This window comes from Roseivirga seohaensis (assembly GCF_001592945.1).
Lineage (GTDB): Bacteria > Bacteroidota > Bacteroidia > Cytophagales > Cyclobacteriaceae > Roseivirga > Roseivirga seohaensis.
The window spans coordinates 83,581-107,320 of sequence record NZ_LRPB01000006.1; the positions used below are offsets into that span (position 1 = coordinate 83,581).

Annotated in this window: 20 protein-coding genes and 1 pseudogene; 13 read left to right on the forward strand and 8 right to left on the reverse strand. The window is 36.9% G+C overall.

The window, feature by feature from the left end; translation table 11 throughout:
* The first annotated feature begins 52 nt into the window (after window positions 1-52).
* From accC to AWW67_RS04165, 4 genes are all read left to right on the forward strand, one after another.
* Window positions 53-1,399, forward strand: a complete 1,347-nt coding sequence (gene accC / locus AWW67_RS04150) for an acetyl-CoA carboxylase biotin carboxylase subunit (RefSeq protein ID WP_053222817.1) — start codon at window positions 53-55, stop codon at window positions 1,397-1,399.
* Window positions 1,400-1,624: 225 nt separating this feature from the next.
* Window positions 1,625-2,920 carry a glycosyltransferase family 87 protein gene (locus AWW67_RS04155; RefSeq protein ID WP_082793971.1) on the forward strand — a complete coding sequence of 432 codons (1,296 nt, stop codon included), beginning with the start codon at window positions 1,625-1,627 and terminating at the stop codon, window positions 2,918-2,920.
* Window positions 2,921-2,923: 3 nt separating this feature from the next.
* The gene (locus AWW67_RS04160) at window positions 2,924-3,874 is read left to right on the forward strand and encodes a glycosyltransferase family 2 protein (RefSeq protein WP_062300430.1); all 951 of its coding nucleotides are present in this window, start codon (window positions 2,924-2,926) and stop codon (window positions 3,872-3,874) included.
* Window positions 3,875-3,899: 25 nt separating this feature from the next.
* Window positions 3,900-4,640, forward strand: coding sequence for a class I SAM-dependent methyltransferase (locus tag AWW67_RS04165; protein WP_062300431.1), 741 nt, complete (start codon window positions 3,900-3,902; stop codon window positions 4,638-4,640).
* A 14-nt stretch (window positions 4,641-4,654) separates the two neighbouring features.
* On the opposite strand, the gene AWW67_RS04170 is transcribed toward AWW67_RS04165, so the two are convergent.
* Both AWW67_RS04170 and AWW67_RS19180 read right to left on the reverse strand, forming a co-directional pair.
* On the reverse strand, window positions 4,655-5,218 hold the full coding sequence (locus AWW67_RS04170; RefSeq protein ID WP_062300432.1) for a DUF3109 family protein: 564 nt from the start codon (window positions 5,216-5,218) through the stop codon (window positions 4,655-4,657).
* A 3-nt stretch (window positions 5,219-5,221) separates the two neighbouring features.
* A pseudogene (locus AWW67_RS19180) lies at window positions 5,222-6,049 on the reverse strand (FkbM family methyltransferase).
* 248 nt (window positions 6,050-6,297) lie between these two features.
* On the opposite strand from AWW67_RS19180, the gene AWW67_RS04185 reads away from it, so the two are divergent.
* The 3 genes from AWW67_RS04185 to AWW67_RS04195 are packed head-to-tail and all read left to right on the forward strand — an operon-like array spanning window position 6,298 to window position 9,840.
* On the forward strand, window positions 6,298-7,398 hold the full coding sequence (locus AWW67_RS04185; protein WP_062300435.1) for a glycosyltransferase: 1,101 nt from the start codon (window positions 6,298-6,300) through the stop codon (window positions 7,396-7,398).
* A gap of 9 nt (window positions 7,399-7,407) precedes the next feature.
* On the forward strand, window positions 7,408-8,175 hold the full coding sequence (locus tag AWW67_RS04190; RefSeq protein ID WP_062300436.1) for a glycosyltransferase family 2 protein: 768 nt from the start codon (window positions 7,408-7,410) through the stop codon (window positions 8,173-8,175).
* On the forward strand, window positions 8,176-9,840 hold the full coding sequence (locus AWW67_RS04195) for an ArnT family glycosyltransferase (RefSeq protein WP_062300437.1): 1,665 nt from the start codon (window positions 8,176-8,178) through the stop codon (window positions 9,838-9,840).
* Here the strand turns inward: AWW67_RS04195 and AWW67_RS04200 are convergent.
* From AWW67_RS04200 to AWW67_RS04210, 3 genes are all read right to left on the reverse strand, one after another.
* The gene (locus AWW67_RS04200; protein ID WP_062300438.1) at window positions 9,837-10,538 is read right to left on the reverse strand and encodes an O-methyltransferase; all 702 of its coding nucleotides are present in this window, start codon (window positions 10,536-10,538) and stop codon (window positions 9,837-9,839) included. The two genes, AWW67_RS04195 and AWW67_RS04200, sit on opposite strands and share 4 nt — an antisense overlap.
* Window positions 10,539-10,633: 95 nt before the next feature.
* The gene (gene ahcY, locus AWW67_RS04205) at window positions 10,634-11,941 is read right to left on the reverse strand and encodes an adenosylhomocysteinase (RefSeq protein ID WP_053222976.1); all 1,308 of its coding nucleotides are present in this window, start codon (window positions 11,939-11,941) and stop codon (window positions 10,634-10,636) included.
* Between the two features lie 64 nt (window positions 11,942-12,005).
* A complete protein-coding gene (locus tag AWW67_RS04210; RefSeq protein ID WP_311316218.1) occupies window positions 12,006-12,935 on the reverse strand; it encodes a biotin--[acetyl-CoA-carboxylase] ligase in 930 nt (309 codons plus the stop codon).
* Here AWW67_RS04210 and rsfS point away from each other — a divergent pair.
* From rsfS to AWW67_RS04230, 4 genes are all read left to right on the forward strand, one after another.
* Window positions 12,820-13,167, forward strand: a complete 348-nt coding sequence (gene rsfS, locus AWW67_RS04215; protein ID WP_053222826.1) for a ribosome silencing factor — start codon at window positions 12,820-12,822, stop codon at window positions 13,165-13,167. The genes AWW67_RS04210 and rsfS overlap by 116 nt on opposite strands.
* Window positions 13,168-13,237: 70 nt before the next feature.
* Window positions 13,238-15,313 carry an ATP-dependent zinc metalloprotease FtsH gene (gene ftsH / locus AWW67_RS04220; protein WP_053222827.1) on the forward strand — a complete coding sequence of 692 codons (2,076 nt, stop codon included), beginning with the start codon at window positions 13,238-13,240 and terminating at the stop codon, window positions 15,311-15,313.
* Between the two features lie 94 nt (window positions 15,314-15,407).
* Window positions 15,408-16,169, forward strand: a complete 762-nt coding sequence (locus tag AWW67_RS04225) for a UDP-2,3-diacylglucosamine diphosphatase (RefSeq protein ID WP_062300440.1) — start codon at window positions 15,408-15,410, stop codon at window positions 16,167-16,169.
* A complete protein-coding gene (locus AWW67_RS04230; protein ID WP_141655374.1) occupies window positions 16,159-16,962 on the forward strand; it encodes a hypothetical protein in 804 nt (267 codons plus the stop codon). The genes AWW67_RS04225 and AWW67_RS04230 overlap by 11 nt, the downstream gene beginning before the upstream one ends.
* On the opposite strand, the gene AWW67_RS04235 is transcribed toward AWW67_RS04230, so the two are convergent.
* The 3 genes from AWW67_RS04235 to AWW67_RS04245 all read right to left on the reverse strand — a co-directional run bounded on the left by AWW67_RS04235 (window position 16,959) and on the right by AWW67_RS04245 (window position 20,415).
* Window positions 16,959-18,296: a TolC family protein gene (locus AWW67_RS04235; RefSeq protein ID WP_062300442.1), complete on the reverse strand. Its 1,338-nt coding sequence runs from the start codon at window positions 18,294-18,296 to the stop codon at window positions 16,959-16,961. The two genes, AWW67_RS04230 and AWW67_RS04235, sit on opposite strands and share 4 nt — an antisense overlap.
* A gap of 113 nt (window positions 18,297-18,409) precedes the next feature.
* The gene (locus AWW67_RS04240; RefSeq protein WP_053222831.1) at window positions 18,410-19,123 is read right to left on the reverse strand and encodes an ABC transporter ATP-binding protein; all 714 of its coding nucleotides are present in this window, start codon (window positions 19,121-19,123) and stop codon (window positions 18,410-18,412) included.
* A 38-nt stretch (window positions 19,124-19,161) separates the two neighbouring features.
* The gene (locus tag AWW67_RS04245) at window positions 19,162-20,415 is read right to left on the reverse strand and encodes an efflux RND transporter periplasmic adaptor subunit (RefSeq protein ID WP_071387054.1); all 1,254 of its coding nucleotides are present in this window, start codon (window positions 20,413-20,415) and stop codon (window positions 19,162-19,164) included.
* 586 nt (window positions 20,416-21,001) lie between these two features.
* Between AWW67_RS04245 and AWW67_RS04250 the strand changes: the two genes are divergently transcribed.
* Together AWW67_RS04250 and AWW67_RS04255 are read left to right on the forward strand one after the other, a co-directional pair.
* Window positions 21,002-22,378 carry a sigma-54-dependent transcriptional regulator gene (locus AWW67_RS04250; protein ID WP_062300443.1) on the forward strand — a complete coding sequence of 459 codons (1,377 nt, stop codon included), beginning with the start codon at window positions 21,002-21,004 and terminating at the stop codon, window positions 22,376-22,378.
* Window positions 22,368-23,717: a sensor histidine kinase gene (locus AWW67_RS04255; protein WP_062300444.1), complete on the forward strand. Its 1,350-nt coding sequence runs from the start codon at window positions 22,368-22,370 to the stop codon at window positions 23,715-23,717. The genes AWW67_RS04250 and AWW67_RS04255 overlap by 11 nt, the downstream gene beginning before the upstream one ends.
* The last annotated feature ends 23 nt before the right edge of the window (window positions 23,718-23,740 follow it).

Sequence of the window (23,740 nt, forward strand, 5' to 3'; positions counted from 1 at the left end):
GGGCTTAATTTTTAAGCCCTCAATTATTTCTCAACCTAAAATATCTATTGTAGTGTTTAAAAAGATATTAATTGCCAACAGAGGCGAAATTGCCCTTCGTATTATCAGAACATGTAAGGAAATGGGCATTAAAACCGTAGCGGTTTACTCTGCGGCCGATAAAGACAGTCTACATGTTAGGTTTGCAGATGAGGCCGTGAATATTGGCCCAGCACCTTCCAATCAGTCTTATCTTAAAATACCTCATATCATCTCTGCTGCAGAAATTACCAATGCAGATGCGATACACCCTGGATATGGCTTTCTTTCAGAAAACGCTGAATTTTCAAGAGTTTGTCAGGAATACGGTATCAAATTCATTGGAGCGAGCCCTGAAATGATTGATAAAATGGGAGACAAGGCCACAGCCAAAGACACCATGAAAAAAGCAGGTGTTCCAACTATCCCAGGGTCTGATGGCTTATTAAAGTCTGTAGAAGAAGGGCTTAAAATTGCCAACGAAGTTAAATACCCAGTGATTCTAAAAGCTACCGCTGGCGGTGGTGGAAGAGGAATGAGAATTGTAAAAAACGATTCTCAATTCCAAAAAGCTTGGGACGATGCCAGAATGGAATCTGCGGCAGCATTTGGTAATGACGGTCTTTACCTTGAAAAATTTGTTGAAGAGCCTCGTCACGTTGAAATTCAGATTGTAGGTGACAGTACTGGACGTGCTTGTCATCTTTCTGAAAGAGACTGCTCTATTCAGAGAAGACACCAGAAGCTAGTAGAAGAAACTCCTTCTCCTGCAGTTAGTCAGGACCTAAGAGAAAGAATGGGAGCAGCCGCAGTTAAAGCAGCTGAATCTATTGGTTATGAAGGCGCTGGAACCGTAGAATTCTTGTTAGATAAACATGGTGATTTCTACTTTATGGAAATGAATACGCGTATTCAGGTAGAGCACCCTATTACAGAAGAAGTAACCGATTTTGACTTAATCAAAGAACAGATTAAGGTTGCAGCAGGCGAAAAAATTTCTGGCAAAAACTACTTCCCTAAGCTCTATGCTATGGAATGTAGAATCAACGCTGAAGATCCTGCACACGGTTTTAGACCAAGCCCTGGTAAAATCACAAACCTACACACCCCAGGTGGACATGGAGTAAGAATTGACAGCCATATTTATGCTGGCTACACTATTCCGCCAAACTACGACTCAATGATTGCCAAGTTAATTGTAACAGCTCAATCACGAGAAGAAGTATTGGTAAGAATGAAGAGAGCTTTAGAAGAATATGTAATTGAAGGTATTAAAACCACTATTCCTTTCCATATCAAGCTAATGGATGATCCTAAATTTAAGTCGGGTCAGTTTACTACAAGCTTCTTAGAAGGCTTCGATTTCACGGGAATGCAATAACAAATTCACTATATAAGTATCAAAGGTCACTTTTGTTTTCAGAAGTGACTTTTTTTGTTTTTTTACTAGTCAGATATTCGTAGGCTAATGAACGATTAGAAAAATAATAAAGGTTGCTCATAAAGAATATTTTAAACTATTTCGCTGTATTATTCACAATACTCAATTAGAGTTTTTAACATTTCAACAGAAATCTATTCAATTAACCACAAGGCTAAGCAAGTAATGACCCTACAATCAAGTTTAAAAACCAAAATATGGATATATGGAATCATGGTCTTGATTTCATTGATCTTTACTACACAGCAAGCCGCAGACTACCGCATTTATGTTGCTGCAGGAAGGGTTATGATTGATGAAAAAGCCAATCCATTTTTGGATGAGGATATGGTTGAAACAGAGCCTGATGGAATAGTAACGCCTCATGCTCAATATAGATATGCTCCTATTTTTGGTATAGCATTGTACCCAGTTTCTTTACTACCAAAGCAAGTTTACATCTTCCTTTGGCTCTTTTTCAATGTATTCTTACTATATAAATCAATTCTATTATTTAGAGAGTTTTTCTCTGAGTTAAAGGCAGACACTAAGCTTTTCGGAATAACGGCAATACTCACATTAATTCTCGGAATACGTTTTTGGGGACAAAACCTCCAGTTGGGTCAAACTACTATTTTACTCGTTTTTCTATCGGTGTATGCATTACACTTGTCTAGAAAAAATAAGCCCGTTTTGGCTGGTCTAATGTTAGCACTTGCTATTGTTACTAAAATAATGCCCTTGCTACTGATAGGTTATTTTATTTATAGAAAGGATTTCAAAACACCTGTTTTTACTATAATCTTCACAGTGTTCCTTGTCTACCTACCCGCTTTAATTGTTGGTTTTGATTATAACAACTTCTTGATTCATGAATGGTACAACATTATTAACCCTGCCAACAAAGAGTATACATTAGAAACTAAAACAGGCATTTACAACCTGTCTGCATTCATTTTTGCCTATTTCACCGAGATGCCTGATGATAAAATTACTGGCAACAGAAATATTCTTTCTCTATCATACGAGGTTGCAGGAATACTTACCAATATTGCTAGAGGAGCTTTGATACTTTTTACGCTATCCTTTGTAAGGAGCCTTCCTTTTAAAGGAGCTAAATCAAGTGTGCATGCCTTTTGGGAATTTGGTTACATCTGCTTAGCGTTTCCATTGGTATTTCCTGCGCAGAATAAGTACTCCTTTTATTATATACTACCGGCTCTGTTCTTCATGGCGTATTATATGGTTCAGAAGTACAAAGCAGAAGGAGGTTTAAAAGGAATACCTTTGAAAATCTTGATTCCAATGGGCATGTATTTCATCCTTACTACTTTAACATCGTCTAACATTATTGGTAAGTATTGGTACGATCAGACACAATTTTACAAAGTAATTACCTTTGGAATCATAGCTCTAATTGTTGCTTACGCACAGGTAAAGCCTTCAATGCTCAACACCATTCAATCAGAAAAAAATCAGTAACCTATGCTTGCTCCAGCCATCAACATTGTTATCCCACTGTATAATGAAGAAGAAGTTTTTGAGCAACTCATTGCACGGTTAACAGCACTCATCGATAGTTTCCCGAAAAGTATTGAGGTAATTTTAGTTGATGATGGGAGTTTAGATAAAACCCCAAAGCTTATAACTGAATTGGCTTTGCGTGACCAACGCTTTCAAGCAATTATTTTATCTAGGAATTTTGGGCATCAAATTGCATTAAGTGCTGGTCTCGAGGAAGTAAATGCATCTGAGGGTGTAATGGTGATTGATGGGGATTTACAAGACCCACCAGAGTTACTATCTCAGTTTTACTCCGAATTTAAAAATGGATATGACGTTATTTACGGAGTAAGATCAATAAGAAGAGATGAAGGGCTTTTCAAAAAGAAAACTTCCTTTTATTTCTATCGTGTTTTACGCAAATTGACAAATATTGATATCCCTATGGATAGCGGAGACTTTTGTTTCATGAGTTCTAGGGTAGTAAAAGTACTTTCATCAATGCCTGAAGAGAGGCGTTTTATAAGAGGTATGAGAGCGTGGGTTGGCTTTAATCAAACATCAGTCTCTTACAACAGAGATGAGCGACATGCTGGTTCTACTAAATATTCAATAGGAAAAATGTTGAAGCTAGCTTTCGATGCTATTTACGGTTTCAGCGATATCCCTATTAAATTGATGACTAGATTGGGCCTTGCAACCATCATATTTTCATTTGCTTATTTAATTTATTCCTTACTAAAAAAATTATTTTTCGGTGGAGTCGCAAGTGGATTTTCAGGTTTACTCTTCAGTATGATATTACTAAGTGGAGTTCAGCTTTTTTCGCTTGGAATTCTTGGTGAATATATTGTTAGAACATTTTTTCAGACCAAGCTAAGGCCCCTTTTTATCGTAAAGGAAACAATCAAAAACAAAACTAAACTGGAGTGAAGCCCTGGCTAACCAAAACAAATAAATGAAATCTGACTACGAAATTACATATCATGATGTAGAAAGTGAACACTTTTGGTTTAAAGCTAGAAGAAGCTACATTTTACAACTGTTAGAAAAAACTCCGAGAGATGTTAGCATTCTGGATATTGGCTGTTCTTCTGGCATTCTATTAAACGAGTTAATAGACAAAGGCTTCGAGAGGCAAAATCTATACGGGATCGACATTAGCGAGAAAGCAATTGCAAATTGTAAGCGAAATAACATCCAAAACTCTTTCGTAATGGATGCTCAGGAAATAATTCTAGACAAAAAGTTTGATGTTATTATTGCTTCCGATTGTTTGGAGCATCTTAAAGACGACAAAAAGGCTTTGATCAACTGGCATAGCTTACTAAAACCCAACGGCACACTACTAGTTTTTGTGCCAGCGTTTATGTCTTTATGGAGCGCACACGATGTATTTAACATGCACTTTAGGCGCTATACAAAGCCTGAGTTAACAAGTAAATTAAAGAAAACGGGCTTTAAGATTCAAAAAGCCAGTTATTGGAATTTCTTACTTTTTACACCTGTGTTTGTTTTCAGAACTTTAAACAGGCTGAGAAAATCAAAATCAGAAGACGCTAACGGTGACTTATCACAACCTTCGATGTTCAATGAATCAATTTACAAATTGATCAACTTTGAGAACAAGCTATTGAAAAGAACAAACTTTCCATTTGGAGTAAGTACTTTCTGTATCGCCAAGAAGCTTGAAAGTTAATCCGAACTTATAACTCAACTCCCTTCAATCTCATTACATAGTTCATTATACCAAGCTTCTCCGTATTTACGGATAAGTGCGTCTTTCAGAAACTTGTAAACCGGCACACCAAGCTTTTCACCTAAAGTACAGGCCGCAGAGCAAATAGACCAACGATCATAATTTAGAGCTTCGTAATGATCATATTTGGTTATTCTGATGGGGTAGAGTTCGCAGGATATAGGTTTTTTGAAAGTGGTTTTACCATCGCGATAAGCCTGTTCTATTCCACATTTCAGAATGCCCTTTTCATCGTAAATAGAAAAAGCACATTCTCTATTGCCAATGGTGGTTGTTGAATAATCTCCTTCAAAATCTATAATATAAGGCCCTTCATTCTCTATCGCCTTCAAACCCTCTTCACTCAGGTATGGCTTAACCGTTTCAAGAGCATCTTCCAACTCTTTAAGCTCATGGTCTTCAAGCGGAGCTCCTAAATCACCTTCCACACAGCAGGCCCCTTTGCAAGCTTCAAGGTCGCATACAAAGAGCTGTTCTTTTATATCGTCACTAATTACTGCGTTTTCAACCAGAATCATTATCTATTTTTCTTTAGGTATAGCCAAAATTTCAAAATGTTTTTTGATATTCATTTTATCTTTTGAGAGTAAAATTCGATTGACACTTGACTCAAAACCATCTATGCAATAAATATCATAGTCATGCTTGGCCATAGAATCGTAAAGCTCTTCCCGCTCGTCTTGTGTCAATCTTTTATAGCATTCGGCCATAATATTTGGCCTATATGTACTGATCAAATCGGCCAAGTCATTCAATATTTCCTTGTCATAACCTTCTGCATCTACTTTCAACAATGATAATTGAGACAGCTTATCAGCATAATTTTCATCAAGATACTTTTTAAGGTTTTTACCAGGCACCTTCAGTTAATAGTTATGCTTATGTTTTCGATTTTTTATTTGAGAAAGAAAGCCTCCATTGCAAAAAGAAGCGTCTGAATAGTTAAAAATAAATTCACCATCTTCTTCTGTTGCCGCAAATGGAAGAGGAACAATATTAGTATTATCAGGGTTTAGTGCTGAATTTTTCTCAAGTATTTTATAAACATAAGGGTTAGGCTCAAGACCTAAAACTATTCCACTCTTGCCAACAGCTAAGGCCATAGGAACAGTGGTATCTCCCGTGTGGGCACCTATATCTATGATCATTTTTCCTTCTCCCGAAAGCTCTTTGTAAAAATCAATTTGAGCCTTTGTTACAAATTTTGGTCCTTCGAAAGGATGAAGCCATTGGGCATACTTAACTTTACCGTAACCATCGATATCGAATTGTTTTATTTTATGGCCATATTCTCTAAATGTAGATTTAATAGCTTTTTTTTCCCTTCTCCTTTTTATAAAGTTCAGCATAACAGTTAGTTCATTTCACTCGCAATAAATTTAGATAAAAATAAACTAACGGCCTTTGTTGAATCAACCTTTCTCATTCCGATTCCAAATGGTATTTACACCTTGATTTACTATTTTTGCCAAGTCAATGTCTTGAAAAAATAATTCATTGATTAAACCTGAAGCTAAAAATTATTTTCCGTTTCAGCGTTTTATGCGTAAGCAATAACTCAAACAAATCTTCCATAGGCCACACTTAAAGCTTTCTAATGAACAATATTTGCTTCTTAAATTCTACCAGGTTTTGGGGTGGTGGGGAAAAAATACATTTTGATTATGCTATAAAGTTTAGAGATAGAGGCTATAATGTTTATTTCGCAGCAAGCCAAGGCAATCTCTTAGCTGAAAAAGCGTCTCAAAACAAATTTTCTGTTTTTCACATTACATTAAAGAACCTCTCATTTTTAAACCCAATAAAATATTTAAGATTAATTCGATTCTACAGGAAACAAAATATTGACGCAGTCATTATTTCAGCCTCTCACGACACCAAAGTAGGTGCCATAGCTGCGAAGGTGGCTGGCGTAAAAAAAATTGTTCTTTATCGTGCTCTAGCCGCTCCAGTAAAAAATCGTTTTTTGAATAGGTACTTGTATAAGAGAGTTTTCACCCATGTTATTGCCAACTCATTAGAGACAAGGCGAACCATGTTATTAGAATTAACCTCCATAACCAAAGATGATGTCGCTATTGTTTACCAAGGCTTAGATATCCGATCAATTGATGATCAAGAAATCAATCAAATGAACTTCGAAAAAGATCAGTTCATTATAGGAAATGCTGGGCGACTAACCGCGCAGAAAGGTCAACATTACCTCATTGATATTGCAAAACAGCTCAAATCAAAAAATCTTAATTTTAAAATTGTCATTGCTGGAACGGGAGAACTTGAAACATCATTAAGAGAAAAGATAAACAATGAGCAGCTAACCAACGAAGTAGAGCTCATAGGATTCACCGATGATGTCAATAGCTTTATGCACAGCATAGATGTATTCGCATTAACTTCAGAGTGGGAAGGTTTTGGCTATGTACTTGCAGAAGCCATGATTGCGCATAAACCACTCATAGCCTTTAACATTACTAGCAACCCAGAGCTCATTGAAGAAGGTAAAAATGGTTTTTTACTAGATTTTGGAGACACTAAGGCTTTTGCTGACAAACTCTACTTACTGGCAAATGAGAAAGACCTTCGAATTAAAATGGGCGATTCAGGCAGAAAAATTGTAGAAAAAAGATTTCAACTTGATCAAATTATTAGTGACTTTGAAAAGTGCATAAAACAACCTACAACAAAAGTCACAACGTAATTTTTGGTTATGGATAGCATTAAAATAAGTGGCGTTATTATTACTTATAATGAGGAAAGTAATATTGCAAGATGTCTCAATTCCTTGATGGATGTATGTGATGAGATAATTGTGGTTGACTCTTTTTCTACAGATAAGACAAAAGAGATTTGCATTAAATACGATGTGACATTTATTGAACATGCTTTTGCAGGGCATATTGAGCAAAAAAACTTTGCTGTTTCTCAAGCTAAAAATAACGTAGTGCTCTCATTAGATGCTGACGAAGAACTTTCGGAAACACTTAAGCAAAGTATTTTAGAAGTAAAACAGAATTGGGCTACCGATGCCTATTATTTCAATAGGTTAACCAATTTTTGTGGTGCCTGGATTAAACATAGTGGATGGTATCCCGATGCAAAAACTAGACTATGGGATAAACGATATGGCTCTTGGGGAGGAGAAAATCCGCATGATACAGTTATTATTACTTCCAATAAACCAAGAGTGAAATTAAAAGGTGATCTTTTTCACTACTCATTTCATCGATTAGAAGATCATGCCTTGAGGGCAGCCAAGTATGCGGAAATAGCTGCAAAAGCCATGCATCAACGAGGGAAAAAATCGTCAATAGGAAAGGCCATTGGCAGCGCACTCATACTATTTATAAAAAGCTTCTTCTTTAAACTAGGGTTTCTTGATGGTTTCTATGGTATTATTATTTGTGTAACCAGTGCCCATACTTCGTTTCTAAAGTATGTGTACCTTCATGAATTGAATAAAAAAGCCAAGCATTAAATGAAGAACTTATTACACAGCATTCAGTTTACTGCGCCTCACAAAACCCAAGTGCGTTATTTAATGCTACTAATTGCCGTGCTGTATCTGTTCAATTTTCATGTAAATGACATTTGGACCCCAAATGAAAGCTTTTATGCAGAATCTGTCAGGGAAATGTTTGAAAGCGGAAATTTCATTGATATTCAATACAATTATAGACCAAGGTACAATAAACCTCCACTCACCTATTGGGCTATTGCTTTAAGTTCAGCCATTTTTGGTTTAAATGAATTTGGTATTAGACTTCCTATGATACTTATGGCCCTAGGCTCAATATGGCTCACTTATCTATTGGGGAAAAAGCTTTATGGCCCTAAAGCAGGGCTTTATGCAATGTGTATCATGGCAGTTAGTGTACAGCTCATCGCTGTCAAACAGTATGCTTCACCTGAAGTGCCTTTGACGTTTTTCTTCACACTAACAATGTATTGGTTCATTAGAGCCTATACTGAAAACAAGAACAAATACTATTACCTAGCATATGTAGCTTTAGGCCTTACTGTACTCACTAAAGGCTACCCCTATATTATTGTAATCGGGGGAATTATAGGTTTTTATCTGCTCTTGGATAGCCAGTTCAATTTAAAAATCTGGTTTAAAAAATTACTTCAGATCAAACTTCATATTGGAATTCCTATTGTTTTGGTAATAGGTCTAAGCTGGGTGATTTATATGTACTTCACTTATGGTCAAGATTTTTGGAGAATTTTTCAGCATGAAACATTTGAGAGAGCATTTACACGAGATGAGAAAAGCATGCGCCCCTTTTTCTATGTCGAAGTAATTTCATGGACAATTCTACCTTACTCATTGGCTTTCTTTGTTGCACTCGGTTATTACCTCTTTAGTTATAAGAATATTAGAAAAGAAATCGGATTTGCCTTTTCTTGGTTCATTGTCATGTTTATTATTTTCACGGCTGCTAAGGGCAAAATACCCACTTATTTCATACAGGCTCATCCGCCAATGGCATTGATTTTAACTGCCTTTCTAATTAACAAACCCAAACTCAACAAGCCATTTGAATTAATAAGACTTTATTCCTTCCTTCTACCAGCACTATTGATTTTGGGGGCTTCCTTTGCTCTAATTTATTTGTTCTCACTTTCAATAATCTGGTATATCGTACCTTTATTGGTTTCGATTCTAATATTTTATCTTTTAAGGAATAATAGCGAAGACAAGACACAGTCTCAAATGATTGCCATACCATTCTATGCCATAATTGGGGTTTATCTTCTGTTAGGCGCTTATTTAAAACCTCTAGAATTATTTAGGCCTTACAAAAACATAGGGGAAATAATAAAATCCAATGAGAATATTGCTGGAGAAACTCCCCTTCAAATTGACGGCACACTCATTCACAACATGCCTTTTTATGCTGAGCGGAAGGTAATAAGGCAAGATACTCTTATTAATATCATTCAATATACTGAACCAATACTAGCCCTAATAAGGGAAGAGCACATGAGTGAATTCACAGGTACAGAAGTTCTATGGGAAGGCTATATATATGATTTTGCAAGTGAATCTCAGTTTGCCAAATTCATAAAGGCTAGCTTAAAAGCTGAAAAAGGTGACTACTCTGACTTTGCTATTTTCAAACTGATTTATAGACCTTAAGATTGCTCCAGTTTAAAAGATTTTTTTCGCCCTATAATAAATTTAAACTTGAAAAAATTAGAAACTGCCGAGTCAGCTTTCCAGAGCCTACTATGCCTCTTCCAATCGACTAAATCATCTAAGTCTAAATCATTGGAAGCAAGCGCAAAGCCACCTGCTGTCTTTCTAAAGTCTTGAATGATTTTCCAATTTTTAAATTGTTTTATGTGCTCATGGTATTGAACGCGATTAGCATCATGTACCACCAAGAGGCCTCCTTTCTTTAAATATTTGGCAGCCATATCAATGCAATTCTCCCTGTTGATACCATCAACCAATATAAAATCGAATTGACCTCCAAGCGTCTCCGCATGGCACACATAATTATCTGTTTCAGCATCTTGGCCTATGTTCTCTGCTACATCAACTAAGCTTAAATGAATCCTGTCAGATTTGATTTTATCTTTTATAATATCAAACCATTTTGCATTGTTCTCTATAGAAAACCAATGAGTGTCTTCTGGAAGATACTTTAAAAAGAAAGGAGTACTTAAACCACCACCATATTCAAGGCACTTTTTAGGTTTAAAATTGATTAGAAGCTCCGTGAAGAAGTCGATCTCCTTAAATTTCATATAAGGATCCGATGGCTCATAACCAAGCCATTTTTTCAACTTTCGTACTGTCCCTTTTTTATATATAGTTCCTAAAGACTCCATATCGAATAAATGATTATGCATTACCAAAGTGTAATATTAAAAAAAAGCTCTAAGTATTTTCACACTTAGAGCCCTAACTTATTAATATATACTAATTAATACCTATAATGCTCTGGCTTATAAGGGCCTTCAACAGTTACACCAATATACTCGGCTTGTTCTGGAGTAAGCTCTTCTAATTCTACTCCAATTTTAGCAAGGTGAAGTTTGGCCACTTTCTCATCTAAATGCTTAGGCAATGTATACACTGCATTTTCATATGCGTCTGAATTAGTCCATAGCTCCAACTGGGCTAAAGTTTGGTTCGTGAATGAATTAGACATTACAAACGAAGGGTGACCAGTAGCGCAACCTAGGTTTACCAAACGACCTTCGGCCAAAACGATTACATCATTACCATTGATATTATATAAATCAACCTGTGGTTTGATCTCTATTTTGCTATTACCATGATTTTTATTTAACCAAGCCATATCAATTTCATTATCGAAGTGGCCAATGTTACAAACAATGGTTTTATCCTTCATGGCTTCGAAATGCTTGCCTTGAATAATATTATAATTACCCGTTGCTGTTACCACAATATTAGCTCTAGGAATAGCATTCTCCATTTTTTGAACTTCATAACCGTCCATTGCTGCTTGAAGAGCACATATCGGATCAATTTCAGTAACAATTACTCTAACACCAGCGCCACTCAAAGAAGCAGCAGAACCTTTTCCTACGTCACCGTAACCAGCCACAACAGCAACCTTACCTGCAAGCATTACATCAGTAGCACGTCTGATTGCGTCTACTAATGATTCCTTACATCCGTATTTGTTATCGAATTTAGATTTTGTAACAGAGTCATTCACATTAATGGCAGGCATTGGCAATGTGCCTTTTTTCATTCTTTCGTAAAGCCTGTGAACACCCGTAGTTGTTTCTTCAGAAAGACCTTTGATGTCTTTTACCAATTCTGGGTATCTATCTAAAACCATGTTGGTCAAATCACCACCATCGTCAAGAATCATATTTAAAGGCTTACCACCTTCAAACGCAAACAAAGTTTGTTCGATACACCAATCGAACTCTTCATCGTTCATACCTTTCCAAGCAAAAACAGGAATTCCAGCTTTAGCAATTGCTGCTGCTGCATGATCTTGAGTTGAGAAAATATTACAAGAAGACCAGCTTACTTCGGCACCAAGAGCCGTTAAGGTTTCAATCAAAACCGCAGTTTGAATTGTCATATGAAGGCAACCTGCGATTCTAGCTCCTTTCAATGGCTGTGATGCACCAAACTCTTCTCTTAAAGACATTAAACCAGGCATTTCGGCCTCGGCTAATCCAATTTCTTTTCTACCCCAGTCACTCAGGGAAATATCTTTTACTTTGTAATCTAGTCCTGTTTCTAACATATCGTTTTTTATTTGCGCTGCAAAGATACTGCTTGTATTTAGAAAGTTCAAAATAAGCTAGTACTCAATACAAAAATTCAACCTCCTTAAAATCAAAGGACTGCACACCCTTTGTAGTTTCCATAATCAACTTACCTGTTTCTGCCACATCTATTATTTTACCACTAAAAACGTACTCCGTTCTATAATTTCTGAATTGCTGAAAACCAAAAAGGTGTTGCAGATACTCTTCTCTTAATTCTTCTCGTTTTCCCGATTTTAATCTTAAATAATAGTATTCTATTGACTCAATCAGTTTTTCAAAAAGAATAGATAAATCAAACAGCTTATTTACAGCTTGAGACATAGAAGTTGCTTTTTCTAAGCCAAAACTCTTTTGATTAACATTTACTCCAATGCCCAAAACTGCCCATTGAATTGAGTTCTTTTGCAATGTGTTTTCTATTAAGATTCCAGCTACTTTCTTCTCCCTTAGAAGCACATCATTGGGCCACTTCACTTTTACATCTTGCCCATCTACACAGCCTTGTATCGTCCTCTGCGCAGCTAATGAGGCAACCATATTCAAATAGAATTGATCTGCGGCTTGAAGGAAATTAGGCTTTAAAATAACACTTAATGTAAGATTAGAATCTGGGTCAGATTTCCAACTATTACCTCTCTGCCCCCGCCCCGAAGTTTGATGACCAGCAATAATAACTAGCCCCTCTCGAGTGTCAGGTTTCTTTAGCATTTGCAAGGCAATATCATTCGTTGAATGACAACTTGGCATGTAAATTACTTCTTTCCCTAGAAATAAAGCTTTAGCAAGGATTTTGTACAACAGATTTTCGTAGTTTTGACTACAAATAAATAACAATTTAGACACAAAAAACTGAATGACTTCAGAAGAACTGAGCCAGATTATTATAAAGGGAATGGAAGAGCGTAAGGCAGAGGACATTAAGGTTCTTGACTTACGTGATGTAAAAGGTTCGATTAGCGATTTTTTCATTATTTGCTCAGGCAACTCTGATACCCAGTTACAAGCCATAGCCGAATCTGTTGAAAAAGAGGTTAAAGAGGCTCAAGGCGAACGCCCATGGAGAAAAGAGGGATTTACCAACAGAGAGTGGATTCTGCTCGATTATGTTAGCAATGTAGTGCACATATTCAAGCGTGACAAAAGAGACTTTTATGCCCTTGAAGACCTTTGGGGAGATGCCAAAGTAACCTCCATCGGATAACTCAAAAGTTCTTTAACTTTATGTGTTACTCCGCGTTTAAAGAAAGATTTAAATTTTATAAAAAATAAAAATGCCAGATAGTCCAAGAAAGAAGAACATCCTTCCAAAAGCAGGAGGCAAAAAGCCCAATAATCAAGTATGGATATTCATTTCCTTGATTATTCTTGTATTCTCAATCTCTATTTTCAGCAACCAGAGCACAGGCGTTATCATTACGATGAAGCGCTTTGAGGATATGGTTAAAAGCAATGACATTCAAAGCGTTGTAGTGATTACTAATCAAAAAAAGGTTGAGGTTACTTTAAAAAACGAAGCTCTTCAAAATGCTAAGTATAAAACTGAATTAGAGAACCAAGATTTCTTCAGTTTTGGCAATCAAGGCCCTCATTATATCATTCAAAACATCTTATCTGCAGAAGATTTTAAAGATGATTATTTGTCTTTTGTTGAAAAAGAGAAAATTCCAGAAGAGGAAATTGTTAGAATCCAGTTTGAAGAAAAAACTACTTTTATTGAGATTCTTGGCTCCTATGGCTTCTTAATCATCATTATATTATTCTTCTGGTTAATGATGAGAAGAATGACAGGTAACTCTGGCCCTGGAGGTCAAATATTTAATATCGGCAAATCAAGGGCTGCATTATTTGATGCTGAAAATAAAGTGAAAATCACTTTTGGCAATGTTGCCGGTTTAGATGAAGCCAAAGAAGAGGTGCAAGAAATTGTAGAATTCCTTCGAAACCCTTCAAAATTCACCAAACTGGGTGGTAAAATCCCTAAAGGAGCATTACTTGTAGGCCCTCCAGGAACTGGCAAAACTTTGTTAGCGAAGGCCGTAGCTGGTGAAGCTGGTGTACCTTTCTTCTCACTTTCAGGTTCTGACTTTGTTGAAATGTTCGTAGGAGTTGGAGCTGCTAGAGTAAGAGACCTTTTCAAACAAGCGAAAGAAAAAGCACCTTGTATTGTGTTTATTGATGAGATAGACGCTATTGGTCGCTCAAGAGGCAAAGGGCAAATGCCTGGGTCTAATGATGAGAGAGAAAATACATTAAACTCGCTATTGGTTGAAATGGATGGTTTTGCTACCGATTCAGGAGTAATTATTCTAGCCGCTACAAACCGACCTGATGTGCTCGATCAAGCACTTTTAAGACCAGGACGTTTCGACAGACAAATCAGTATTGATAAGCCAGATTTGGTAGGTAGAGAAGCCATCTTTAAAGTGCACTTGGCTCCAATAAAAATGGATAAAGACATTGATGCTAAAAAATTAGCAGCGCAAACTCCAGGTTTTGCGGGAGCCGAAATAGCTAATGTTTGTAACGAAGCCGCTTTAATTGCCGCGCGAAGAGACAAAAAAGCGGTTGATATGGACGATTTCCAACACGCTATTGACCGTGTGATTGGAGGTTTAGAAAAGAAAAATAAGCTCATCTCTCCAGAAGAAAAGAAAATTGTGGCTTACCACGAAGCGGGTCATGCAGTGGCTGGTTGGTTCTTAGAACATGCCGATCCGTTGGTTAAAGTAAGTATTGTACCAAGAGGTGTTGCCGCATTAGGTTATGCCCAATACCTACCGAAAGAACAGTTCTTGTATCAGACAGAACAGCTTATGGACGAAATGTGTATGACTTTAGGCGGTAGAGCAGCAGAAGAAATCATTTTCGGAAAAATATCTACTGGAGCGTTAAGCGATTTAGAGCGAGTAACTAAAGTAGCATACAGTATTGTTACTGTTTATGGAATGAACGAGAAAATCGGACATATTTCTTACTACGATTCTAAACAATCAGAATACAATTTTAACAAACCTTATTCTGACGCTACCGCGAAGACAATCGATGAAGAGGTTAAGAAGATCATTGACGAGGCTTATCAGCGTGCAATTAAATTATTGACAGAGAAGAAAGACAAACTTGAAATTATAGCTCAGAAATTGCTCGAAAAGGAAATCATATTCCAATCTGATTTGGAAGGACTAATTGGTAAGAGGCCATTTGAAAAGCAAACAACTTACGCTGCCTATACCTCGCCTAATGGTCAGGATAAAGAAAAGCTAGCTCCAGATACAGAAAAAGCTAGCGATGTAGTAGATGCTGATTCAGACAATATAGATGACACTTCTAGTACAGAAGAAAACAAGTAACCCTTCGTAAAAAGTAAAATTGAAATCAGGCCAATAGTGCCTGATTTTTTTATTTGTGAATACTTTGCAATTTTGACATTGCACTAACGTAGCCATGAACATCAAATTAGCCTCAGGTAAAAAAGCTTACTTCGCATCAGATTTCCACTTAGGGGTTCCTTCATTTGAAAAGAGCTTAGAAAGAGAGCGGAAAATTGTCAGATGGCTGGATATGGTTTCGAAAGACGCTCAGACCATATTTTTAGTTGGCGACCTTTTCGACTTTTGGTTCGAATACAATACAGTGGTGCCAAAGGGTTTTACACGGTTTATGGGCAAATTGGCTGAACTGAGTGATAGAGGAATTGAACTTATTATCTTTACTGGCAACCATGATTTATGGATGTTTGGTTATTTAGAACAAGAACTCAACGCCAAAGTCATTAAGGCTCCAATTGATGTCATCATCAACAACTATTCAATGCTTATTGGGCATGGTGATGGACTCGGCCCTCATGACAAAGGTTATAAATCACTGAAGAAGATATTTACTAACCCCTTCTTTCAATGGTGCTTTCACAGGCTTCACCCCAATTTCGGGATTGGGCTGGCCAATTATTGGTCTCGAAAAAGTAGAGCACAAGGGCATGAAAAAGAGCAAGAGTTCTTAGGAGAAGATGAATGGCTTTGGACATACGCCAAAAAGAAAGAAAGCCAAAAGCACAGAGATTTGTATCTATTCGGACATAGACATTTACCACTCGATTTAAAAGTGGGAGAAAACAGTAGATATGTTAACTTGGGGGAATGGATCAACAACTATACATATGGAGAGTTTGATGGCCAAAACTTCTATCTCAATACTTTTGAAGCTTAGACTCACGCTATTCATATTGATCATTTGGCAGCCACTGGCATTTACTCAAGGCTGGAAAAGATTAGAATCTATAAAGCTAAATAACCCTGCGCACCAAATCTCTATCGATCGACAGGGAAATATTTATGTGTCATCTCTCAACGGAGCAATAGACAAGTATGACTCAAACGGAGAGCTTCAAGCACACTATTCTCCTACAAAGAAGTCAACTCCTCGCATCATAGATGCTTGGCAAGGGCTAAGGGTTTTTGCCTTCTATAAGGATTTTCAAGAATACTCTTTTTTCAACAGATTCCTCGGTGAATCTGAACGATACACTTTTGGTAATCAGCAAGTAACCAGCAACCTAAGTCTTTCTACAATTGCTACTGATAATAATATTTGGGCATTAGATGCTCAACAACTGAGTTTAAAAAAAATAGACATTAATAGCAATGAGGCAATCTCTGAAACTAACTTAAACCTCATACTAAAAAACAACACACATGATTTCACTTATATAAGAGAATATCAAAATCTAGTCTTTATCAGCGACAGCAAAAATGGAATTCTAGTTTTCGATAATATTGGAAATTATTTAGAAACGCTTCCCCTCTTCAATATCAGCTTTTTCAGCTTTAAAGACTCCTCTTTAATAAGTATTCAAAACGGAAAGGTGATTTATTTTGATATTTATACCAAACAAAAAAAAGAGGTCAGTTTACCTGACCCCTCTTACACTTTTGTTTTAATGGAAAACAAGCGAGTATTTCTTTTCAAAAAGGAAACCCTCGATATTTTTGAGTTAAACTAGTTCTGATTATTCATCTCACCAGTATAAATATCTAGAATTAACTGGCGGAATAGAATTGTGTACTTGGCTTGTACAAGCTGTAATTCTCCGTTATTCTTTCCATTCAAGCTAGTTAAATAGGTTACAAAATCTATAGTTCCATTCTCGTAACGGCTTTTAGCAAACTCAAAGGCCAACTGTAAATTCACTAAGCTCTCTTTAGCTGCGGCATATGAAGTTTTAGCATTTATCAAATCTAGATATGCTCTTTGCACCTGGTTAATCAAATTATTTTTTGCTTGTTGAACACCAATTTCAGAGTTCAATACCTGAATTTTAGTTTGTTGAACTCTGGTTCTATTTTGGAAATTTGTGAATAGAGGAATATTTAAGTTTAAGCTTGCTCCTTTATTCACATTGTTCTCTAACTGAGTAGATATATCCACAACGCTTCCATCTTGATTTCTCAAGTTAGAAGACCAGTTAGAACCATAACTTGCCGATGCTGTAAGTCTTGGCATCCATGCATATTGGGCAATCTTATAAGATTTCTTAGTCGCCTCAAGGTTAAGCTCCGAAGCCTTAATGGCAGGTGAATTTTCTAACGACTTTTCAGACACCTCAGAAAAATTAGCAATCTCGGCTTCCAGCTCAGCATCTTCCGCAGAAATTCCTTGAAAGGTGAATTCCTCAGATGGGTCCAATAGAAGCAATTGAATTAAAACTAGTTCCCCAGATTGAAGTTGATTATTCAACTCTACCACCCTCAAATTCTGTTGTGCTACTTGAGAACGGAAATTATAAACTCGTTCCATATCTCCTACTCCTGCCTTCTGTCTTTTCTCCTCTCTATCAAGCTGCTCATTCAGTAAATCATAAGTCTGTTTAGCAATTTTTAGGTTTTCTTGAGTAGAAACAACCTGAAGAAAAGCATTTACAACATTACCTTCTATAGTTTGAATATTACTTTCTATAGTCTGTTCACTAGCTTCTAACAACAGTTTACTTCTGCTCAAACCCAACGTATTACTAAATCCCCCAAAAATGGTGACACCTCCACCAATGGATGCACCTCCACCTAGCGTTGTGGTGTTTACCCTTGTTCCGGAAGTTTGGTCAAAAGATAAACCCTCGCTCCACCTATGACTTGCTCCTGCACTTAAGTCGGGCAAAAAATTAAATTTACTCTGAGTATAACCTGCCTTAGCACTTATTGCTTCATTTCGAGCTCTTTTAATCTCTAAGTTATTATCTAGCGCAATCTGAATACATTCATCTAAAGTAAGTACACGTTGTGCCTTTATCGAAGTGATCAGAAACACTGTCAGAAATAGGGTGTAAAGTAATTTTTTCATTGTTCGAGTTTTCTATCCACAAGGCATTATTGACCATGCACGCTGCCTTAAAGCGTGTTTTTAATTAGGCTCCGGAAAAATCCGGAGCCCTTTCAGACACTTTGAGTTATATTTTAAACTAGAGAGTTTTCTTTCGAATTGATGTTCTCAGAAACAATCTGACCATCAAAGAGATTAATTACTCTATGGGCATATTCTGCGTCAGTTGCAGAGTGAGTTACCATTATCACGGTAGTTCCGTTTTCATTAAGGTTTGTTAAAAGCGTCATTACTTCCTGACCGTTAGTAGAATCCAAGTTACCAGTAGGCTCATCCGCAAGAATTAGGTTTGGTTTAGCTACAACCGCCCTAGCTACCGCTACCCTTTGTTGCTGACCACCTGATAATTGCTGAGGAAAGTGATCTTTTCTGTGCATGATTTGCATTTGTTCAAGCACTTCTTCAACGCGCTTTTTACGATCTGCGGCAGGGTATTTTAAGTAGATCAAAGGAAGCTCTACGTTTTCAAATACAGTTAGCTCATCGATAAGGTTAAAGCTTTGGAAAACGAAACCAATGTTTCTTTTTCTCAATTCTGCTCTCTGTCTCTCTGAGTATTTAGAAACTTCTTCATCATAGAAGTAAAACTCTCCTTCAGAAGGGTTATCTAATAAACCAATGATGTTCAAAAGTGTAGACTTACCACATCCAGAAGGGCCCATTACGGCTACGAATTCGCCTTCTTTGATTTCAAGGTTTACATTACCCAATGCCGTAGTTTCTACTTCATCGGTGTAATAGAATTTTTTTAGACCTTTAGTGGTAATAAGATTTTTACTGTTTTCCATTTTAATAAAAGTTAAAGGTTGTTGTGAATTAATTTATACTATTTTTTGATTATCAGCTTGTCTTTATCTTCATAACCATCGTAAGACGAGGTAATTACGCGCTCTCCAACATCTAATCCCTCAAGCACCTCGTACTGTCTTAAATTCTGATTACCAATTTTGATTTTTCTTCTGACAGCAAACTCTCCTGACGGATCTACTACAAAAATCCAATTGCCACCGGTAGTTTGGAAGAATGCTCCACGAGGTATCATAACTGCTTTGCGTTCCTCGCTCAATTGAAGCTTAATAGGCACTGTCTGCCCTCTTCTAATATTTTCAGGTACTTCGCCTTCGAACATCATTTCTACGTTAAACTGGCCACTGTTAATTTCGGGGAAAATTTTACGAATTACTAAACCGTAATTTGAGCCACCAAAATCGAAATTACCTTTAAGCCCCAAGTATACTCTATCTAAATAATGCTGATCTACGCGAGCTACAATCTTAAAGCCATCCAAATCATCGATTTGAGCTATATTCTGCCCAGGGCTGACAGTCTGACCAATCTCTGGGTTTACTGTTGAAAGCAAACCCGTGATTCTTGCCGTCACCCATAAATTATTAAGATTGTTCTCAACCATCTTCAAACTTACATTTGAATTAGCCAGTCTCTCTCGATTCTGAGCAATAGTATTTACAGCTGTAATAGAGTCAAATTTCGCTGATTCAATCTCATTTACTCTTCGGGCCATAAGCCTATCGTACATCCTTTTGGAATTCAAATACTCTTGTTCTGAAATAACCTTATCCTCCCAAAGTTGCTTATTCCTTGTGTAAGCATCTTTTGCTTGGTCAATATCAAAGTCTAAATTGATGATAGCCGATTTCGACTGAAACAGTCTTTGTTGAAGACTAAGGTTCGTGTTTTCTATATCGTTTCTTAGGCGGTTAGTTTGTGTTTGCTCTTGAACATATTGCATTTGGAGACTATTATTTTCCAACCGCAGAATAGTGTCGCCTTCCTCTACTTCAACACCTCCATCTAAAAATTTTTCTGCTACATTACCTCCTACTATTGCATCAAGGTATATGGTTGTTTTCGGGTTGACCGTGCCCTCAACAGGAATAAATTCTTGAAATGCACCTTCTGTTACTTCAGCTACATTAATTTTGTCTAACTCAACATTGAGTTTGGAGGATTTATCCGCAAAAATGAATACATAGGCAATTAGGGCGACAACCCCAGTAATACCCAGTATTGTAAAAATTCTTTTTGCGGTCCATACCTTCTTTTTAATCTTTCTGTCCATTGCCATTTTGAGTGATGTTTTCTTATCCGGCCAGTTTTTACCAACAAAGATGCCACAAACTCAACCTACTGACTCACAATAGATTAACAACATTTAACAGATTCAAGTATTCTGGAAGGTGTACAATATTAGAACAAGGCTTGGTCGGAATCGAACAGTTTTGAAATTATCGAACCCAGAGGATTGGGCATAAAAAAAGGCTCGATTTGGTCAGAATCGAGCCCAAAGGTCAAAAACTCAAAATATCTGAATTAACGTTTAAATTAATTCAAAACAACGAGTGCAATATATGACACATAAATCAATTTCACAAAGCTAACACCCCAATAATTTATGTCACTACATAAATTTAGATTAGGCAGCCTGCTAATCACCAGAAAATCAAGCTACAAACTTCCTTAAAAAGGGTTTTATCAATTACTTTAGTTTAACAGCAAAATCTTACTAGCTTTATACTGTCCGAATTCAGTACACTTTTAGCACGATAACGGACATAGAACAGCCTAAAAAGTCGCCTCAGCCACCGCATTATTAGTTGGCACTATTATAGGCAGTAAGGAAATCAAATACATTAAATTAGACACTAGTGAATAACGAACTCGGTAAAATATTAATCATAGATGACGATGAGGATGTACTCATTGCCGCCAAACTCCTCCTTAAAAAACACGCCAAAGAAGTTATTATTGAAAAGAATCCTAAGAAGATTCCTTTCTTGATGAACAACGGCACTTATGATGTCATTCTGCTAGACATGAATTTCAGTAAAGACATCACTAGTGGAAAAGAGGGCTATTATTGGTTAGAACAAATATTAGATGCAGATCCCTCAGCAGTCGTTGTATTAATTACCGCATTTGGTGATGTAGAAATGGCCGTAAAGGCACTTAAAGAAGGAGCTACCGACTTTGTACTAAAGCCTTGGCAGAATGAAAAACTCATTGCCACATTATCTACAGCGGTTAAATTAAAACGCTCTTATGCTGAAGTAGACAAGCTAAAGAGTGCTAAAAAACAACTTGAAGACGAAATAAGTAAGCCTTTCAAAGACATTATTGGAAATAGCCCGGCCATGAAAAATGTCTTTTCCATTATAGACAAAGTAGCTGGTACAGATGCCAATGTTTTGATTTTGGGAGAAAACGGAACAGGTAAAGAACTTGTAGCGCGAGCCCTACATCAACGATCACTACGGAAAGACAATGTATTTGTGGGAGTCGACATGGGCGCCATTACCGAAACCCTTTTTGAAAGTGAACTCTTTGGGCATAAAAAAGGAGCATTTACAGACGCCAAAGAAGACAGAGTAGGCCGTTTTGAGGTAGCCAATGGTGGGTCTTTATTTTTAGATGAAATCGGAAACTTAAGCCTACCACTTCAATCAAAACTTCTTACCGCAATTCAGCGCAGAGAGGTAACAAAGATTGGTTCGAATAAGTCAATGCCGATCGACATCCGTTTGATTTGCGCTACCAATATGCCACTTTATGATATGGTTCATGAAAATACTTTCCGTCAGGATTTACTTTATAGAATCAACACCGTAGAGGTGCATCTACCACCGCTTCGTGAAAGACAGGATGACATTATTCTTCTTACGGAACATTTTGTTAAAGTGTATTGCGATAAATACCGCAAGGACAGAAAGAAAGTAGCTTCCTCTACCATGAAAAAGCTTCAAAAATATTCATGGCCAGGTAACATTCGCGAGCTGCAGCACGCCATTGAAAGGGCCATTATTATGAGCGAGGGCAATACACTAATGCCAGATGACTTCTTTTTCTTGGTTCAAAAACAAGACTCAGGAAATGAAACTGCGGAAAACTTCAATCTTGATGAAGTGGAGAAGAATGTTATTCTAAAAGCAGTAAACAAACATTCAGGCAATATTTCGAAAGCCGCCAAAGAGCTAGGGCTTACAAGAGCTTCGCTTTATCGCAGATTAGAAAAACATGGGCTTTAAGAATCTAAGATTTAACATCATTGCCCGAGTAATACTACTTACGGCCAGTGCTTTGTTACTGGCCAATTTAATCTATGGGTCGCAAAATCAGGTCAATATATTCTTTGTTAGCCTAGCAATTGTTGTTCAGGTCTATTTACTTATTCGCGCTATTGAAAAAACAAATCGCGAAATTTCTGGCTTTCTTAACTCGATAAAATACGATGATTTTACTGCTACATACCCCACTGAAGGCCACTCGGCTTCGGTTGATCAGTTGTATCAAGAATTTAACAATGTAATTAAGAAGTTTAGAGAAATTAGGGCAGACAAAGAGGCTAACTACCACTACTTCAGAACCATAGTTCAACATGTAGGGATTGGTCTTATCACTTTCAATAAAAAAGGAGACATTCAAATTATTAATAGCTCTGCTAAAAAACTGATTGGAGTTGAAGCCATCCAAAATATTTTTGAACTGAGTAAGGTAAGCCCCAAGTTGGTTGAATCTTTGGTTAAGTTAAAAACGGGTGGAAGCGACCTCATAGAATTTACACAAGACGGAACTCACATTCAGCTCTCAATTTATGTGATTGAACTCGTACTTAGAGGCGAAGAATTCAAACTTGTTTCGGTTCAAAACATTCAGTCTGAATTGGAGGAAAAAGAAATGGACGCTTGGCAAAACCTAATAAGGGTTTTGACACACGAAATTATGAACTCTGTAACTCCACTTTCTTCTTTAGCCGCAACGGTAAAAGACAATTTGGTGGACAATATCGAAGATGATGTTCCTATAGAAAAAGACGAATTAGAAGACATCTATTTGGCGGTTCAAACCATAGAAAGAAGAAGCCAAGGCTTGATACGGTTTGTTTCTGACTTCAGAAACCTAACCAAAATACCTCAGCCAAAAGTGGCTACTGAAAGCGTAGCCAAAGTTTTAGAGCATATTCAAGTATTGTTTAATCATGAATTGGCTGCAAAAAACATCAAAATCAGTTTTAGCATTGAGCCTGTTAACTTAGCCTTTAGTATAGATAAAGAATTAATAGATCAGGTGTTGATCAATATTCTTCAGAATGCGGTACATGCCTTAGAAGAAACCACCAATGAAAAGCATATTATGGTTCGTGCTTTTGTTAATGAATATAACCGACCTACCATTGTAATTAGAGATAATGGTTGCGGTATTGACGAAGAGGCATTGAGTAAAATCTTTATTCCTTTCTTTACTACTAAAAAACAAGGATCGGGAATTGGCCTAAGTTTATCGAAACAAATCATGAGAAAACACGGAGGGGGTATTACAGTAAAATCTGTTATGAATGAGGGCACTGAATTTACCCTTAGATTTTAAATTTTTGGCTAAATCGACTATCT